The organism is Pelovirga sp. (assembly GCF_059864205.1).
Genome location: NZ_JCBCBS010000080.1, coordinates 32,582 through 46,849, shown reverse-complemented (window position 1 = coordinate 46,849; position 14,268 = coordinate 32,582). Strand labels below are relative to the sequence as shown.

Genomic DNA, 14,268 nt, shown 5'->3' with positions numbered 1-14,268 from the left:
CTGCCGTCATTCTGTGTGCAGCGAAGGGATGTCGCAGAATCCATATCCTGTTTTCTGCTGTACTGGAGTCAAATAGATAACCAGATTTTATTTGAGCGTTGGATAGTGCCTCGGCCGGGAGGTGAGATGGTGGAAAAAGGGATCAGTTATGCTGAGCTGCTGGCGGCGCTGGAGGAATTCAATCTGCCGCAGCGCGCCAGTCTGCGCCAGATTCGCGAGCGTCATCGTCAACTGGTGCGCCGCTATCATCCGGACTGCGGTCAGGGGGAAGACCCTGAGCGGATCATGCGGATCAACGCCGCCTACGGGATTCTCAATGACTACATCGGTCAGTATCAGTTCGATTTTTCGCGTCAGGCGTTTTACGACCGTTATCCGGAAGAGCGGCTGCGTGAACAGTTTTACGGCGAAAATTTATGGCACGGGAAATAAGCATCAGGGCGCAAAAAGTCTGTGGTAAAGAAGCTGTTGTGTGGTATTTTAATCAGCTTTGTCAGATGTTAATTTTTCTTTAGGTGGATGATGTGAAGAGTGATCAAACAGCGGCGTTAACCGAGGTCAGTCGACCCTCTCGCTACCTCGGCGGTGAGCTGGGGAGTCTGTGCAAGCCTGACGAGCAGGTCGATGTGCGCATGGCGTTGGCATTTCCCGATGTCTACGATGTCGGCATGAGCCATATCGGGTTTCCGATTCTCTACAGTATTCTCAATCAGCTTGAGGGGGTCGCTGCCGAGCGGGTGTTTTCCCCCTGGACGGATATGGAAGCCTGGTTGCGTGAACACAAGCAGCCCCTGTGCTCATTGGAATCGCAACGGCCTCTCGGGCAGTTTGACATCATCGGCTTTACCCTGCAGTACGAGCTCAGCTATACCAATCTGCTGACCATGCTTGATCTCGCCGGCGTGGCACGGCGCCGGCAACAGCGTAGCGAGGAGGCTCCCCTGGTAGTGGTTGGCGGCCCCTGTGCGTTTAATCCCGAACCGTTGGCTGATTTCTTTGATGTTGCCCTGATTGGTGACGGTGAGGAAGCAGTGGTGGAGCTGGTGGAGCTGGTGCGTCAACGCCGGCGCTTTGGCTGGACGAAAACACGCCTGCTCAGTGAATTGGCGCGCCACGAGGGCTTTTATGTGCCGGCCTTCTATCAGGTTGAATATCTTGACGATGGACGGGTCGCCACAATATCTCCGGTCACAGATGAGTTTCCGGCACAAGTGCGCCGGCGTTTTCTGGCTGACCTCGACCGTGCTCCGTTCCCGACCAATCCGATCGTCCCCTTTTTGCAGACCGTGCACAACCGCGTTGCGGTCGAGATTGCCCGTGGCTGTACCCGTGGTTGTCGTTTCTGTCAGGCCGGTTATATTTACCGGCCGGTGCGCGAACGCGAGCCGGAAACCATCCGCCGGCTGATTAATGAATCGCTGGAGCGTTCCGGTTTTGAGGAGATTTCCCTGCTGTCGCTGTCAACCGGCGATTACAGCTGTATCGAGCCGTTGCTGCAGGGTTTGATGCGCGAACATGCCGGTGACCAGGTGGCGGTATCCTTGCCCAGCTTGCGCGTCGGCACCCTGACGCCGGAGCTGATGGAGGAGATCAAGAGGGTACGCAAAACCGGCTTTACCCTGGCACCGGAAGCCGGCAGCGAACGTTTGCGCCGGTTGATCAATAAGGGCATTCGTGAAGAGGACCTGCTCACCGCGACAGGCCAGGCCTATCAGGCCGGCTGGCGGCTGATCAAGCTTTATTTTATGCAGGGGTTACCGACGGAAACCGATGCGGATCTCGAAGCGATCATCGCATTGGCTGCGGCGGTGAAACGCAGCGGCAAGGGCACCGGCGGCAATGATGTCAATGTGGCGGTGTCGACCTTTGTTCCCAAACCCCATACGCCGTTTCAGTGGGAGGCACAGATCGGTATCGATGAAATTCGTCGTCGGCAACGGTTACTGCGCGACGGGTTGCGGCAGAAAAAGCTGCGCCTGAAGTACCATGAAGCTGAGCTGTCTTTTCTTGAGGGGGTGTTTGCCCGTGGCGATCGTCGTTTGGGTCGGGTGATTGAGGCCGCGACGGATCTGGGCTGCCGTTTTGACGGTTGGCGTGAACATTTTGAATTTGGCCGCTGGCAGCAGGCCTTTGCCGCCTGCAAGCTGGAACCGGAGTGGTATCTGCGTCAGCGTGTTGAGGACGAAGTTCTGCCCTGGGAGCATATTGACTGCGGCCTGCCCAAGGAATTTTTTATTGCTGAGCGCCACAAAGCGCTGGAGTTGACGGCAACCAGCGATTGTCGCGAGGGGACCTGTCACAATTGTGGTGTCTGCGATTTTGAGCAACTGCGCATGCGTTTTGCGCAGGGATCTGTGGTTGAGCCGTCAGGTCGCAGCGCGGACGCTGCTGTTGCGGACGCTGCGCCGGAGCTTTTTACCCGGGTCCGTCTGACCTTGAGTAAGCTCGGGCGGGCGCGCATGGTCGGGCACCTGGAATACCTGAAAATGTTTCAGCGGGCGCTGCGCCGGGCACGCTTGCCTTTACGTTTTACGCAAGGATTTCACCCGACCCCGAAGGTCTCTTATCTGGAGGCGCTGCCCCTTGGCGTTGCCAGTCAAGCTGAACTGATTGATCTGGAATTGCTCTATCCTATCCCAATTGACCAGGTTATTAGCGATATCAATGTTCAGCTTCCTGAAGGGTTCAAAATAATTTCCGGTGAAATTATTCCCTGGAAATCGCCGTCTCCTTCGGCAGCGGTAGTTTCCAGCTGTTATCGGGTGCCGTTGCCGGAGCAGCCGCCGGAGGATCTTGAGCTGCGTATCAGGGCCCTGCTGGGAGCGTCACAACAACTGGTGACGCGCATCAAAAAAGGGGAGCCCTTGCAGGTGGATGTGCGGGATGCGCTGGTTGCCCTGTCCCTGACCCAAGAGGGGCTTGAGCTTGAGCTGACCAAGGGCGGGCCTTTATTGGTAGCGGCCTGGTTGCTCGATCTGGAAGTGGAACAGGTACGCCGCCTGGGAGTGGTGAAGACGGGGAATAAGTTGAGAGATTAAAAATCAGCATACAGAATATGGAATTCGGAATATAGAATACTGACAAGTCAGGAGAGAAAATGACCAAGGAGCTGGTAATCAATACCACCTCCCACGAAACCCGTGTCGCCTTGCTGGAGGGGGGGCATATCGCCGAACTCTACATTGAGCGCGAGCGCGAACGGGGGATTGTGGGAAATATCTACAAGGGGCGGGTGGTCCGGGTGCTGCCGGGAATGCAGGCGGCCTTTGTCGATATCGGGCTGGAGAAGGCGGCGTTTTTGTATGTAGCCGACGTGTTTGAAGAAATTGAGCAGGTTGAACGCCACATCGATGGGGATGAGGTGCTGACCGGACAGAATGACGGCGAGATATCGTCGCCGCTCCCTCCTATTGAGGACCTGCTGAAAGAGGGGCAGGAGCTGCTGGTGCAGGTGTCTAAAGAGCCGATCGGTACCAAGGGGGCACGGATCACCTCCCATGTTTCCCTGCCGGGGCGACATCTGGTGTATATGCCGACGGTGGATCATATCGGTATTTCGCGGCGCATCGAATGTGAAACGGAACGGGAACGCCTGCGCAAGATTGTCGAAGAGATGCGCGAACCGGGAACCGGCTTTATTGTGCGGACGGTGTCGGAAGGAAAAAGTAGTGATGACCTGCGTCAGGATATGGAGTTTCTCGTCGGCCTGTGGAAAAACATCAGTCGCGGTGTCGACGCTGTCAGCGCGCCGGAGCTGATTCACTCAGATCTGGATGTCACCAGCAAGGTGCTGCGCGATATTCTTACCGAAGAGGTGCAGCGCATTGTCGTTGACAACCTTGATGAATACAACAAGATCAACCGCTTTCTTCGCACCTTTATGCCGCGCATCAACTATCGCGTCGACTATTACGAAGCGGAGGAGCCGATTTTTGATGCCTATGGGCTTGAGGTTGAAATTTCCCGCGCCCTCGGGCGTAAGGTCTGGCTGAAAAGTGGTGGCTCCATTATCATTGAGCAGACCGAGGCGTTAACCGCCATCGACGTCAATACCGGGCGTTATGTCGGCAAGCACAATCTTGAAGACACGATCCTTAAAACCAATCTTGAGGCCCTCAAGGAGATCGCTTTTCAGCTGCGCCTGCGCAATATTGGTGGCCTGATCATTATCGATTTTATCGATATGGAAAAAGAGGCGCACCGTGAAAAGGTCCATGCGGCGCTGGAAGAGGCGCTCAAAGGGGATAAAAACAAAACCAACATCCTTAAGATTTCAGAACTGGGGCTGGTCGAGATGACCCGCAAGCGGGTGCGTGAAAGTATCGGCCGCACCCTCTGTGAGCCCTGTCCCTACTGCGAAGGCAAAGGCTATGTCAGGGGGAAGCTGACCATCATTTACGAGATTCTGCGTGAACTGCATCGTGAACTGGCCGATCTGCCCGCCGGATCGGTGACCCTGCTCGCTCATCCGCGTATTGCCGGCCTGCTGGTGGATGAGGAACGTAGCGGCCTTGATGCGCTGGAGAAACGCTTCAATCGTTCAGTACGGATCAATCCCCATCCGGAGTTTCACATTGAACAGTACGAAATTCAGCTGGCATGATGCCTGGATTGCCGCTTTACTAAAAAGAACCTGATGAGCGCCGCAAGCCCCTGTGGTAGCCAACGCCGGTGTGAATGAAGGGCTGATCGACTCAGCTTTCTTCCTCTTCAATTGTCTTTTCACCTGCGTTTCTGAAGTCGAGCAGGATCATGCCACTGAACATGTCGTCACGATAAATTTCAAGCCGCAACAATCTACCACTGCGATCAACTGCTACCCGGTCCCCCTCGATGCGGGTCGCCTGATCAGGCCACTTGCCGTTGTGCCCGGCGAGGGTGAACTGGTAATCGGGGAGGGGCTCGATCTGGACGTGGGAATCAACCGCCAGGATAGCACCCGGGGTCACCTGCTGACGGATGCCGTCGATGATCATCGGAATGGCTTTTAGGTCAGCGGCAATTTCTACCTGGCGGGGGTGGAGCAGGGCCAGGCGGTTGTTGCCGTAGTGGATGCGGTAGCCGTTTTCTTCCGGCTGCAGCGAGATCAGTGGATTGGTGACGCTGGTGCTGAATTGCGGCTCAGCGGGGAGGGGAAAGTTGTAGAGGTTGCGCTGCATGCGGTTCAAATCAAGGTGGATGCGCCCCTGCGCCAGGGTCATTTGTGCATCTTCACGGATAACCCGGGCAACGCCCTGTGGGGTGAGCTCAAAATCACGGGTGAAGCTGATGCTAACCTCGTTGAGCAGAGCTTCAAGGGCCAGCAGGTGATAATAAACGCGGATATGGACCGGATGAGTTTTGCTTGCTTCGATCGTCAGGGCCGGCTTGCCGTGGCGCAGGGCAAACCAGCTTAACGACTTGTGGGTCGGGGCCTGCGGATCGAGGCTGGCGGTGCGCATGTTTTTGATCTGAAAATGTTCATTGGGGCGCAGCAGGTGAGGTGTTATTCCGCTAACGATGGCGGTGGCAAGGTCCTGCAGGTTGCCGAAGCGGTTGCCGGGCAGAGTCTGCTGATCGATGACTACAGATTGCCCCCAGCTGCCGGGGTTGCGTTGCCGACTGATCCGTTCGGGGGAGTAAAAACCACTGCCGTCGTGCAGGTTGACCAGCAGATCGACCTGCTGGTCGAGGACCAGCTGTTTGATTCTGGCAACGCTGCTATAGAGGGGATCGCTGTCCTCAATCAGCGCAAACTTCAGATTCATTTCCCCCCGTTTACGCTGCAGGATGGCCTGGGGATGGAGATCCGGTGCGATCCATAGTTGTCCCGATCTGATCTGGTAGCGGGTGATCAAGGTGGCGGCGGCATGGATGCCGCCAGGCTCATCGCCATCGATGCCGGCGGTGATGAGCAGGGTCGGGCCGGGAGCGACCCCCGTGTTGCGGACAAAGGAAAAGTCTGCCGCTGCCGTTGTCGTGCAGCCCAAAAAGAGCATGATGGCGAACAGCAGGTGACGTATATTGACGGCTACTATCGAGATTGGTTGGTGCATGGACGATTCCTTCGCCAGCAATCGGGCAACGAAGGCCTATCCTAGAGAAGGGGTGAGGCATCTGTAAAGACTAATTTACTCACCCGGAGAGGCCGACCAGCCTGGCGACCTCTCCGGGTTGTTTATCGCACTGCTACGTCAAGGAGTTACCGGCATTGCCCAGGCCGGAAGGGTGTCGACGGCAATATCGAAAATCGGCATGCCGAGCAGATAGGTGATGCCTACCGCCAGAACAATACTGATGATGTTCAGTCCGATGCCGCTCTTGACCATCTGCGGGATGGTGACATAGCCGGTACCAAAAACAATGGCATTAGGCGGTGTTGCTACCGGCAGCATGAAGGCGCAGCTGGCAGCGATGGCCGCCGGAATCAGCAGCAGCATGGGGTTTTGCCCCAGGCCGATGGCGATGGCGGAAAGGATCGGCATGACCATGGCGGCAGTGGCAGTGTTGGAGGTAAGTTCTGTAAGAAAGATGATCAGGGCTGCTACAGCGATGACCAGCACCAGCACCGGGGCATTTTCCAGCAGGCCGACCTGCTGACCGATCCAGTGGGCCAGTTTGGTGTCGCTGAATCCCTGAGCCAGGGCGAGGCCACCACCAAACAGCAACAGCACGCCCCAGGGCATTTTACTCGCCCAGTGCCAATCCATGACAAAGATATTTTTTTTCAGACTGATGGGGATCAGAAACAGCAGCAGGGCACCGGCCATGGCGATGGTCGCATCAGTGATCAGCGATGGATCGGGAAACAGAAAGCTGAGCTGCTTGCGGAAAATCCACGCCATGGCGGTGAGAAAGAAGACCTGTCCGGTCCAGCGTTCACCAGCGCTCATGCGTCCCATCTTGCGCAATTCCTCATTGATCATGTCGCGCCCGCCGGGCACTTTTTTCAGTTTCATCGGGTTGGCCACCTTGATCAGCCACAGCCAGCACAAGGGGAGCAGAACCAGGACCAGCGGTACTCCGAACATCATCCATTTGGCGAAGGTGATTTCATAACCGTAGGTTTTGTTCAGGTAGCCGGCCAGAACCGTATTGGGCGGGGTACCGATCAGGGTGGCGACACCGCCGATGGAAGCGGCATAGGCGATACCGAGCATCAGGTTAAGGCCAAAGTTGAAATTGCCTTGAGAAAAGTCGATGATTTTATCCAGCCCTTCCTTTTTGCCTTCTTCAATGATGTGGGCGATGATCGCCAGGCCGATAGGCATCATCATGACCGTGGTGGCGGTGTTGGAAACAAAGGCTGAAAGGGCGGCGGTGGCGACCATGAAACCGAAGATCAGGCGCGCCGGCGAAAAGCCGACGACCTTGACGATGTTCATGGCAATACGACGATGCAGATTCCAACGTTGCATCGCCAGGGCAATGATAAAGCCGCCCATAAACAGGAAGATCAGATGGTTGGCGTATGGGGCTGCTGCTTTGCCGGTGGACATGAGTCCAAGCCAGGGAAACAGAACAATCGGCAGCAGGCTGGTGGCCGGAATCGGGATCGATTCGCACATCCACCAGGTCGCCATGAGCAGAGCGATTGCCGCCATTTTCTGGGCTGCCGGCTCCATCCCGGCGGGTGTCGGGACGAGCAGCATGAGGATGAAAAGAGCTGGACCAAGCCACAAGCCGATGAGTTGGCGGCGACTGTAGCCACGGGGTTCGTCTTCGTTACAGCCCTCCGGGGTACACTTGATATTGTGTTCGGATGGGGCATCTTCCATTTCATCGGCAAGATCAACTTCCTTTTCCTTTTTCCCCTTGCTGAACAGGAGGTGTTCTTTCGTCAGTCGTGCGACCATGGCTTTGGGGCGAAAAACAAACAGGGATTTGGTTTCATCATGCATTCGCCAGAGGCGATCCCAGACAGCAGCAATCATTGTTTCAACTCCTTGTGGCAGGTGAAGGGCGCGGTATCGGCGCACAGAAGGTTTTTTACGGCCAACCAGCCTCAGCAAAAGCAGCGCCAAAGCTGCTGATAGAACAGCAGGTTGGTTAATAATGAGACCTAACCTGCTGTTTCTCAAACAGTAAAATAATTCTTCAGGGATTGTCTGGCGTACCCTGATAACGCTGTTAGCCTGGTGCGGAAAGAAGGCAAGAGCGGCTCTTTAATGCTATATGTGGCTAATTTTGGCCATTGTCGGTTGTGTCGGGCGCGCAGACGGAGATTCAGAACGACAGTTGATAAAGGGTTTGGACAGGGTTTGTTTGGGTTGGTTGGAAACAGGAACAAACGGTCAGCCGCTCATGTCGAGGGCAGACCGTCTGCCCGCTATTTTTTGGCCGCAAATTCCTTGACACTGTTCGGGGGTGCGGTTATAGTTTCGCGTTGCGGCGCAATCCCTGCGTCTGCAGTACGAAAGAACCTTCAAGAGGAGAATGTCAACAATGTATGCGGTGATCAAGACCGGAGGAAAACAGTACAAAGTTTCCGCAGGCGACCTGTTCAAGGTCGAAATGATCGATGGCGCGGTGGGTGATACCATCGAACTCGATCAAGTCCTCATGGTCGGTGGCGCAGAGGTTAAACTCGGAACACCTCTCGTACCAGGTGCCAAAGTTATGGCACGGATCGTTGCCCAGGAAAAAGACAAGAAGATTCTTGTTTTTAAATCCAAGCGACGTGGAGGTAATCGTAAGAAATACGGCCACCGTCAACCCATTACCCGGCTTAAAGTCGCGGCGATTGAAGCTTAAGGAGGCATTTACGTATGGCTCATAAGAAAGCTGCCGGTAGTTCCAGAAACGGTCGGGACAGTGCCGGTAAACGACTTGGTGTCAAACGCTTTGGTGGTCAGCAGGTAAGCGCCGGCTCGATCCTGGTGCGTCAGCGTGGCACCACATTCCATGCCGGCAACAATGTTGGTTGCGGCAAAGACTATACCCTGTTTGCGCTGGTTGACGGGGTAGTGACATTTGAAACAAAAGCCAAAGGACGGAAGCAGATCAGCGTCTACGCGGCCTGATCCTGTTTTTGTGATGTCTGGTTCTGAAGAGCCCGGTACTGCCAGCCAGTTACCGGGTTCTTCAGTTTGGGCGAAGTACTGAGCGGATAAATAAGGTATGAAGTTTGTTGATCAGGTAAAAATCGACGTCAAGGCCGGTGATGGCGGTCGCGGCTGTGTGTCGTTTCGGCGCGAGAAATTTATCCCCAGGGGGGGGCCTGATGGCGGTGATGGTGGCAAGGGCGGGGACGTGGTTTTTGTCGTTGATGGCAACCTGTCAACCCTGCTTGATTACCGCTATATGCGCCATTACCGGGCGCAAAACGGTGCGCCGGGAGCGGGCAAAAATATGCACGGCAAGAGTGGTGAGCGGCTGGAGTTGCGGGTGCCACCGGGAACCCTGATCTATGATGATCAGAGCGGTGAGGTGCTGGCCGATCTGACCAGCGAAAACACCGAACTGTTGCTGCTTAAGGGTGGGCAGGGAGGGCGTGGCAATGCCCGTTTTGCTACCAGTACCAATCGCGCCCCGCGGCATGCCCAGCCGGGGATTGCCGGGGAGGAAAAAACCCTGCGCCTGGAATTAAAGCTCCTGGCTGATGTCGGCCTGGTTGGTCTTCCCAATGCCGGCAAATCGACGCTGATCGCGGCCATTTCTGCCGCTCGTCCCAAGATTGCCGACTATCCATTCACCACCCTGATTCCCAATCTGGGGGTGGTGCGTTATGGCAACTATAAAACCCTGGTGGTTGCCGATATCCCCGGGTTGATCGCCGGTGCCAGCCAGGGGCAGGGACTGGGTACCCGTTTTTTGCGTCACGTTGAGCGTACCGACCTGTTCCTGCATCTGGTTGATCTGTCCTGTATGCAGAGTGGCGACGCTTTTGATAATTTTCAGATGATCAACAACGAACTGCGTCAGCATGATGAATCTCTGGCACTGAAGCCACAGCTCGTGGTGTTGACCAAAATCGATGTGCCGGAAGTGCGTGAGCGGGTTGACGAATACCGGCAACATTTTGCGGCGCTGGGGTATCCGGTGTTGGCGATTTCGGCTGTTACCGGTGAAGGGCTCAAGGAGCTGGTTCATGCTCTTGGTCGCGAACTGGAGCGCCGTCGTCGTGGTGAAACGGCTGGAGAAGACGAGTAGTTCTGTTTAATCATCCAGGAATCGAGGAATCCAGGAGACAGAAGATAGAAGACAGGAGACAGGAGAAAACCTGTTGAGTCAACGAGCTTTCTTCCAAATTCTATATTCTGTATTCTATATTCTATATTCTGCTCCTCCACTGCTTGCGGCGGGGTCATTCTTTTCAAAAAACTCTGTTGAACATGATATAGAATTACACTTTATGCGAAATGCTTTGTTTGCTCATGTCAAGCGGGTTGTCATCAAGATTGGCAGTGGTGTTATTTCAAATACTGCCGGGCTTGAAAATGATCGGGTGGCGGCCATTTCCGCGGATATCTGCCAATTGCTCAAGCGCGGTCTTGATGTCGTGGTTGTCTCTTCCGGTGCGGTAGCGGCCGGCAAGGGTCAGCTTGGTATTGTCGGGCGACCGCAGACGATTCCGCAGAAACAGGCGGCCGCAGCTATTGGTCAAACCCGGATCATGCGCGAATACCGCGAAACCTTTCAGTCCTACGATTTCAATGTCGCCCAGGTCCTGCTCACCCGCGATGATCTGTCAAATCGCCGTCGTTATTTAAATGCCCGCAACACCGTCATGACCCTGCTGGAATACGATGTCACGCCAATCGTCAATGAAAATGATACGGTGGTGGTGGAGGAGATCCGCTTTGGTGATAACGACAATCTTTCGGCTCTGGTTGCCAGTCTGGTCGAGGCCGATCTGCTGGTAATCCTTTCCGACGTTGATGGTTTTTATGATCGTGATCCGTCGACGGATCCTCTGGCGCGGCTGATTCCCCTGGTCGAGCGGGTTACCCCGGAGATCGAAGCGATGGGTGGCGGTTCTCACGGCGTTCTTGGTACCGGCGGTATGGGGAGTAAGCTCAAGGCGGCCAAGCGCGCAGCTTTAAGTGGTATTGGTACCCTGATCGTCAATGGCCGCACCCCCCATATTATTACTCGGGTTTTTGCCTGTGAAGAGGTCGGCACCTATGTGCTGCCGGCCCAGTGCAAGTTGACGGCGAAAAAGCACTGGATCGCCTTTTCCAAAAAGCCACGCGGCAAGCTGCTCATCGATGAAGGTGGTAAGAGGGCCGTACTCTGTGCCGGCAAGAGTTTGTTGCCCTCGGGAATTATTGGTGTCGATGGCGGTTTTGAACGCGGCGATGCAGTGCGTCTGTGTGACCATGAGGGGCAGGAATTTGCCCGCGGCATCACCAGTTATTCGTTGGCGGAAATCTTGCGGATTATGGGGAAACAGTGTGCGCAAATCGAGCAGGTTCTCGGCTACAAATATCGTGATGAGGTGATCTGCCGCGACGATCTGGTGTTGACTGTTGATAAGGAAGAGGAGGTCAGATGATGACGATAGCTGAGCAGATGTATACTCTGGCGGTGGCGGCACGGCAGGCTGCGCGGCGCATGGCGACCCTGTCGACAACGACAAAAAATCAGTTGCTGATCGCCATGGCGACGACCCTGGAAACCCATCAACAGTGGCTGCAGCAGGAAAATAACAAGGACCTTGAGCGCGCCAGACAGTCAGGCATGGCTGTGGCTATGGTTGATCGTTTGACCCTGACCAGCGAACGTATTGTCGCCATGGCCGATGGTCTGCGTGAAGTTGCCGCCCTGCCTGATCCGGTCGGTGAAATTACCGGCATGTGGCTGCGTCCCAACGGTATTCAGGTCGGTCGCCAGCGGATTCCGCTGGGGGTCATCGGTATCATCTACGAATCGCGCCCCAACGTCACCGCAGATGCCGCCGGATTGTGCCTGAAGAGCGGCAATGCCGTCATTTTGCGCGGCGGTTCTGAAGCGTTGGCTTCCAATCAGGCGATCGGTGCGCTGCTGCAGCGATGTCTTGCTGAGCTGGGTCTGCCCGAGGCCGCTTTACAGGTGGTGACGACCAGTGACCGCAACGCCGTCACCGAGCTGCTCAAACTCGAAGAGCAGATCGATCTGATCATTCCCCGCGGTGGTGAAGGGTTAATCCGCTTTGTTGCTGAACATTCACGGATTCCGGTGATCAAGCACTACAAAGGGGTTTGTCACACCTATGTCGATAGCGAAGCGGATCTGGCCATGGCCGAAGAAATTTGCCTCAACGCCAAGGTTCAGCGGCCAGGGGTCTGTAACGCCATGGAGACGCTGTTGGTGCATCGAGACAGTGCGGCGGTTTTCGTTCCGCAGATTGTTGCGGCCATGCGCCAGGCCGGGGTCGAGGTGCGCGGTTGTGACAAGGCACGACAACTGGTTGGTGATCTGGTTGCAGCGACGCAGGAAGACTGGTATGCAGAGTATCTTGATCTGATTCTGGCGTTGCGGGTGGTGGACGACTTTGACCAGGCGCGTGAACATATCGAAACCTATGGCTCACTGCATACCGAAGTGATCATCACTACCAATTATCAGCGTTCCCGGCAGTTTTTGCGTGAAATAAATTCCAGTGTGGTGATGGTTAATGCCTCCTCGCGTTTTTCCGATGGTAATCAATTGGGACTGGGGGCGGAGATCGGTATTTCCACCACCAAGTTGCATTCCTTCGGGCCAATGGGACTTGAAGATTTGACCACGCGTAAATTCGTGGTGTTGGGTCAAGGGCAGGTGCGCCCATAACAATGCGTATCGGTCTGCTCGGGGGCACTTTTAACCCTATCCATAACGGTCACCTGCACATCGCCGAAGAGGTGCGCAAGAGTTGTCAGCTCGATCAGGTCTGGTTCCTCCCGAGCTGGCAGCCACCCCACAAGGAGGTTGCGGCAGATGTTTCCTTTGCCCAGCGGCTGGCAATGGTTGAGGCGGCCCTGGCCGATCGCCCTGATTTTGTTGCTTGCGATCTGGAAGGGCAACGCGGTGGGATCAGCTTTTCGGTTGAAACTCTTATTCAGCTGCGCCGTAAGTATCCGCGCCACGAATTTTTCTTTATCATGGGACTCGATTCGTTTCGTGAAATCAGCCTGTGGCACCGCTACCAGGAATTATTCGAACTGGCACATATTGTCGTGACTGCCCGCCCGGGCTTTGCCGGTACACTGCAAGAGTTGCTGCCGGTTGCTATCGCCGATCGCTTCTGCTATGATTCGCAATCCAAAAATCTGCGGTTTGACAGGGGTTTTTCTCTCATTCTGGTCGATCACACCAGTTATGATATATCTTCTACCCGGATCCGTCAGTGGGTTGCGCAGCAGCGCTCCATTGATGGGGTCGTGCCGCCGGCCGTGAGCTCTTATATAGCTTTTCACCAACTCTATGTTTAGACGATAAAAAGGGAACGAATTTGCAAGCCAGAGAAATAGCATTTGCTGCTGTCGACTACGCCCGCGACAAAAAAGGGGACAATCTGATTCTGTTTGACCTGCGTGGTCGCTCTACCCTGACTGATTATCTGTTGCTGGTTTCCGGTCGCTCAGATCGCCAGGTGCTGGCCATCGCTGAGAATATTCATACCGAATTCAAACACCGGCACCAGCTTTATCCCCTGTCGATTGAAGGGATGGACAAGGGGCGCTGGGTTCTGCTTGATTATGGCGATGTGACAATTCACGTATTTCAGCAACCTGTTCGCGAGTTTTATGACCTTGAAGGGTTGTGGAGCGAGGCTCCGGAAGTGGCTCTTGAGGTGAAAGCCTAGCGGTGAAACTGCGCCTGATCTGTATTGGCAAGCTCAACGATTGGCAACGCATAGCTGTCGCCGATTACAGCGAACGTCTGCAACATTATGTCGGTTTTGAATGTGTTGAACTCAAGGAAGAAAAAGGCGGGCGCAAAGATTCACCGGCGGTGCTGCTCAAGCGCGAAGGGGAACGGATATTGTCCCGGGTCGGGGATGCAGAGCGGATCCTGGTATTGGATGAGCGTGGGCGTCAGTTCGACTCTCAGGGGTTGGCGGCGTTGCTCGAAGAGGAGATGCTCCACAGTGGCCGTGACTGGTGTTTGATTGTCGGCGGGGCATACGGGGTAGACCCAGCGGTGCGCAAACGTGCCGATCTGTGTTTGTCCCTGTCGAAAATGACCTTCACCCATCAGATGGCACGCCTTTTTTTGTTGGAACAACTGTATCGTAGCGTTACCATCATTCGACATGAGCCTTATCATAACCCCTGAGCGCAATCGGTTTGATACCGGTTATCAAGGGTAGTATAGAGGAATAGC

At 55.2% G+C, this 14,268-nt stretch carries 13 protein-coding genes; 11 read left to right on the top strand and 2 right to left on the bottom strand.

The window, feature by feature from the left end:
• The 3 genes from AC6F7T_RS05280 to AC6F7T_RS05270 form a co-directional block, all read left to right on the top strand.
• Positions 1-432: DnaJ domain-containing protein (locus AC6F7T_RS05280; protein WP_500716951.1), on the top strand; the 432-nt coding region annotated here is incomplete at its 5' end.
• Between the two features lie 92 nt (positions 433-524).
• Positions 525-3,038, top strand: coding sequence for a TIGR03960 family B12-binding radical SAM protein (locus AC6F7T_RS05275; protein WP_500716950.1), 2,514 nt, complete (start codon positions 525-527; stop codon positions 3,036-3,038).
• A 59-nt stretch (positions 3,039-3,097) separates the two neighbouring features.
• The gene (locus AC6F7T_RS05270) at positions 3,098-4,603 is read left to right on the top strand and encodes an Rne/Rng family ribonuclease (protein WP_500716949.1); all 1,506 of its coding nucleotides are present in this window, start codon (positions 3,098-3,100) and stop codon (positions 4,601-4,603) included.
• A 91-nt stretch (positions 4,604-4,694) separates the two neighbouring features.
• Here the strand turns inward: AC6F7T_RS05270 and AC6F7T_RS05265 are convergent, their stop codons facing one another.
• The gene (locus AC6F7T_RS05265) at positions 4,695-6,035 is read right to left on the bottom strand and encodes a M99 family carboxypeptidase catalytic domain-containing protein (RefSeq protein ID WP_500716948.1); all 1,341 of its coding nucleotides are present in this window, start codon (positions 6,033-6,035) and stop codon (positions 4,695-4,697) included.
• A 138-nt stretch (positions 6,036-6,173) separates the two neighbouring features.
• On the bottom strand, positions 6,174-7,913 hold the full coding sequence (locus AC6F7T_RS05260; protein WP_500716947.1) for a DASS family sodium-coupled anion symporter: 1,740 nt from the start codon (positions 7,911-7,913) through the stop codon (positions 6,174-6,176).
• Between the two features lie 511 nt (positions 7,914-8,424).
• Here AC6F7T_RS05260 and rplU point away from each other — a divergent pair.
• From rplU to AC6F7T_RS05220, 8 genes are all read left to right on the top strand, one after another.
• Positions 8,425-8,733 carry a 50S ribosomal protein L21 gene (gene rplU, locus AC6F7T_RS05255; protein WP_500716955.1) on the top strand — a complete coding sequence of 103 codons (309 nt, stop codon included), beginning with the start codon at positions 8,425-8,427 and terminating at the stop codon, positions 8,731-8,733.
• A 14-nt stretch (positions 8,734-8,747) separates the two neighbouring features.
• A complete protein-coding gene (rpmA, locus tag AC6F7T_RS05250; RefSeq protein ID WP_483877149.1) occupies positions 8,748-9,002 on the top strand; it encodes a 50S ribosomal protein L27 in 255 nt (84 codons plus the stop codon).
• Between the two features lie 97 nt (positions 9,003-9,099).
• Positions 9,100-10,131, top strand: coding sequence for a GTPase ObgE (obgE, locus tag AC6F7T_RS05245; protein WP_500716946.1), 1,032 nt, complete (start codon positions 9,100-9,102; stop codon positions 10,129-10,131).
• 202 nt (positions 10,132-10,333) lie between these two features.
• Positions 10,334-11,476, top strand: coding sequence for a glutamate 5-kinase (proB, locus tag AC6F7T_RS05240; protein WP_500716945.1), 1,143 nt, complete (start codon positions 10,334-10,336; stop codon positions 11,474-11,476).
• Positions 11,476-12,732 carry a glutamate-5-semialdehyde dehydrogenase gene (locus AC6F7T_RS05235; RefSeq protein ID WP_500716954.1) on the top strand — a complete coding sequence of 419 codons (1,257 nt, stop codon included), beginning with the start codon at positions 11,476-11,478 and terminating at the stop codon, positions 12,730-12,732. Before proB ends, AC6F7T_RS05235 begins: the two co-directional genes overlap by 1 nt.
• A gap of 2 nt (positions 12,733-12,734) precedes the next feature.
• A complete protein-coding gene (gene nadD, locus AC6F7T_RS05230; RefSeq protein ID WP_500716944.1) occupies positions 12,735-13,373 on the top strand; it encodes a nicotinate-nucleotide adenylyltransferase in 639 nt (212 codons plus the stop codon).
• Between the two features lie 20 nt (positions 13,374-13,393).
• Positions 13,394-13,747 (top strand): ribosome silencing factor, encoded by a 354-nt coding sequence (gene rsfS / locus AC6F7T_RS05225; protein WP_500716943.1) that lies wholly within the window; start codon positions 13,394-13,396, stop codon positions 13,745-13,747.
• Positions 13,748-13,749: 2 nt separating this feature from the next.
• Complete coding sequence (locus AC6F7T_RS05220; protein ID WP_500716942.1) at positions 13,750-14,220, top strand: 23S rRNA (pseudouridine(1915)-N(3))-methyltransferase RlmH; 471 nt, start codon at positions 13,750-13,752, stop codon at positions 14,218-14,220.
• Positions 14,221-14,268: the final 48 nt, after the last annotated feature.

Coding starts and splice junctions, on each gene's coding strand:
- nadD (WP_500716944.1), top strand. CDS start 12,735: ATGCGTATCGGTCTGCTCGGGGGCACTTTTAACCCTATCCATAACGGT.
- rpmA (WP_483877149.1), top strand. CDS start 8,748: ATGGCTCATAAGAAAGCTGCCGGTAGTTCCAGAAACGGTCGGGACAGT.
- rplU (WP_500716955.1), top strand. CDS start 8,425: ATGTATGCGGTGATCAAGACCGGAGGAAAACAGTACAAAGTTTCCGCA.
- AC6F7T_RS05270 (WP_500716949.1), top strand. CDS start 3,098: ATGACCAAGGAGCTGGTAATCAATACCACCTCCCACGAAACCCGTGTC.
- AC6F7T_RS05265 (WP_500716948.1), bottom strand. CDS start 6,035: ATGCACCAACCAATCTCGATAGTAGCCGTCAATATACGTCACCTGCTG.
- obgE (WP_500716946.1), top strand. CDS start 9,100: ATGAAGTTTGTTGATCAGGTAAAAATCGACGTCAAGGCCGGTGATGGC.
- proB (WP_500716945.1), top strand. CDS start 10,334: ATGCGAAATGCTTTGTTTGCTCATGTCAAGCGGGTTGTCATCAAGATT.
- AC6F7T_RS05235 (WP_500716954.1), top strand. CDS start 11,476: ATGACGATAGCTGAGCAGATGTATACTCTGGCGGTGGCGGCACGGCAG.
- AC6F7T_RS05260 (WP_500716947.1), bottom strand. CDS start 7,913: ATGATTGCTGCTGTCTGGGATCGCCTCTGGCGAATGCATGATGAAACC.